Source organism: Mesorhizobium sp. M5C.F.Ca.ET.164.01.1.1 (genome assembly GCF_004792125.1).
Classification (GTDB): Bacteria; Pseudomonadota; Alphaproteobacteria; order Rhizobiales; family Rhizobiaceae; genus Mesorhizobium; species Mesorhizobium wenxiniae.
In genome coordinates this window covers 1-280 of the sequence record NZ_SRTG01000626.1, presented here as the reverse complement: position 1 = coordinate 280, position 280 = coordinate 1, and the positions used below count along the sequence as shown (strand labels likewise).

Here is a 280-nt window from a genome sequence, read left to right as displayed (position 1 = left end):
GTCAGAATAGTGCCGCATCTGCAGCCAGACGCCGAGTGATTGCAGCGCCCAGACAACAAAAAGCAGAAGCAGCGCCCACTGCCAGATCGCCATTTCGGTTTCCTCCCGAGTCTCTTTCTCCGGCTCATATTGGACGGAGGAGAGATGACCCGAAAGTGAGAACATTTGTTTCCGCGAATGTCAATATGTATGATATTGACCTCGACCTCGGTCATCCACAGGGCCGTCGGCCGATTTCGGCGGCGGCACGGCTGTGCTAGCCTGTCGTGAAACGGGATGC

General features: G+C 56.1%; 1 pseudogene. It reads right to left on the bottom strand.

What is annotated here, in order from left to right:
* A pseudogene (locus EN807_RS37320) lies at positions 1-165 on the bottom strand (transcriptional regulator); the annotation flags it as partial.
* Positions 166-280: the final 115 nt, after the last annotated feature.